This window comes from Coprobacter sp., from assembly GCF_982436375.1.
On sequence record NZ_CEWDCG010000305.1, the window covers coordinates 1 to 2371 of the forward strand.

Annotated in this window: 2 protein-coding genes; both read left to right on the plus strand. The window is 39.4% G+C overall.

What is annotated here, in order from left to right:
* Positions 1-40 precede the first annotated feature (40 nt).
* The gene (tgt, locus tag AC1WHX_RS11905) at positions 41-1171 is read left to right on the plus strand and encodes a tRNA guanosine(34) transglycosylase Tgt (protein ID WP_122337821.1); all 1131 of its coding nucleotides are present in this window, start codon (positions 41-43) and stop codon (positions 1169-1171) included.
* Between the two features lie 10 nt (positions 1172-1181).
* The gene (locus AC1WHX_RS11910; protein WP_022390648.1) at positions 1182-2252 is read left to right on the plus strand and encodes an LptF/LptG family permease; all 1071 of its coding nucleotides are present in this window, start codon (positions 1182-1184) and stop codon (positions 2250-2252) included.
* Positions 2253-2371 lie beyond the last annotated feature (119 nt).

Consider the following 2371-nt stretch of genomic DNA (forward strand, 5'->3'; position numbering starts at 1 on the left):
TTAAAAAGCACTATATTTGCGACAAATTTTAAATAAAAGAATGGACTTCGAATTACAATATACCGATCCTTGCAGTCACGCCAGAGCAGGGAAAATAACTACGGATCACGGATGTATCAATACTCCTATATTTATGCCGGTAGGTACTGTCGCATCGGTGAAAGCCGTGCATCTGCATGAACTGAAAGAGGATATAAAAGCCCAAATCATATTAGGAAATACATACCATCTTTATTTAAGACCCGGCCTCGACACTCTTGAGAAAGCCGGAGGGCTACATAAATTTAACGGTTGGGACAGACCTATTCTTACCGACAGTGGAGGATTTCAAGTTTTTTCTCTTTCAGAAAACCGGAAGTTAACTGAAGAAGGGGCACATTTCCGTTCTCATATAGATGGTTCGAAACACCTTTTTACACCTGAGAAAGTTGTAGATATTCAACGCATTATCGGCTCGGATATTATGATGGCTTTAGATGAGTGCCCTCCCGGACAATCAGACTACTCTTATGCAAAGAAATCTTTACAACTTACGCAACGCTGGTTAGAACGAGGATGGAAACATTTTTGCGAAACAGAGGGCAAATACGGATACAAACAAACATTTTTTCCGATCGTACAAGGATGTGTATATCCCGACCTGCGTAAAGATGCGGCAAAACATGTAGCTCAGTTAGGGGCTGACGGGAATGCCATCGGAGGTCTGGCTGTCGGAGAACCGACAGAAAAGATGTATGAAATGATCGATGTCGTAAACGAAATATTACCAACCGATAAACCCCGTTATCTCATGGGTGTAGGAACTCCTGCAAATATTCTGGAAGGTATAGAACGAGGAGTCGATATGTTCGACTGCGTAATGCCTACTCGCAACGGCCGCAACGGAATGTTATTTACAGCAAACGGTATCATGAACATGCGGAATAAAAAATGGGCGGACGATTTTTCACCCATCGATCCGGACGGCACATCCTATGTAGATCATCAATACTCGAAAGCTTATCTAAGGCATCTGTTTATCAGTAACGAAATTCTCGCCATGCAAATTGCATCGGTGCACAACCTCGCTTTTTATGTATGGCTTACTCAAGAAGCCCGAAAACATATTCTGAACGGTACTTTTAAAACTTGGAAAGACGAGATGATAATACGGGTTACACACCGGTTATAAACATTATCGCATGCTAAAAAAAATCGACATATATATTATCAAGAAATTTTTGGGGACTTATTTTTTCGCCATTGCTCTTATCATATCGATTGCGGTAGTCTTCGACATAAATGAAAAACTGGATTCGTTCCTCAACGCTCCGTTAAAAGCCATAGTCGTAGATTATTATTTGAATTTCATCCCCTATTTCGCTAATTTATTCAGTCCATTATTCACTTTTATCGCTGTTATTTTCTTTACATCCAAACTTGCCGACAACTCCGAAATTATCGCCATGTTATCCAGTGGTATAAGTTTCAGAAGATTGATGATTCCCTATATGATCTCGGCAGCGATTATCGCAGGTGTTACATTTTATCTTAACAGCTATGTAATCCCTCCTGCCAATGTCACCCGTATCGAGTTTCAAAACAAATATGTAAAAAACAAAAAAGTAGATTATGCCAGCAATATACAGTTACAAGTAGAGCCCGGTGTAATCGCTTATATGAGTCGATACGATAATAATACGAAGACCGGCTATCGTTTCTCTTTAGAAAAGTTCGAAGGAAAAATTTTGAAATCGAGACTAACTGCTCAAACTGTTACTTATGATTCTGCATACCATTGGATTATAAAAGATTATATGATCCGAAATTTTAATGGAATGCGGGAAGAGCTAACTCGGGGTAGCCGCTTAGATTCTATCATCACCATAGAACCTTCAGATTTCCTCATATCCAGATATGACAGTGAATTAATGACGACCAGCGCACTGAAAACATACATCGACAGACAAAAAAAACGTGGTGTAGCCAATATCAAAGATTTTGAAATTGAATACGAGAAACGATTTGCGATGACGGCAGCCTCTTTTATCCTTACCGTAATCGGAATGTCCCTCTCTTCGAGAAAAGTCAAAGGAGGAATGGGTGTCAATATCGGTATCGGCCTGCTTTTAAGTTTTTCTTATATCCTTTTCAGTACCGTTTCGTCAACTTTTGCCGTATCCGGAGCGACATCTCCACGTATTGCCGTATGGCTACCCAATATCGTATATAGTATTATAGCTGTTTATCTTTATCGAAAAGCTCCGAAATAAATTGCAGAATATAAAAACGAAGTGACCCCTAAAAGGTTTGCATCCAACTTTTGGAGGTCACTTCATAATATTCAATATATTTATCCAAAGCCTTTATAAAGGCTTCAGGAGATTCAAAA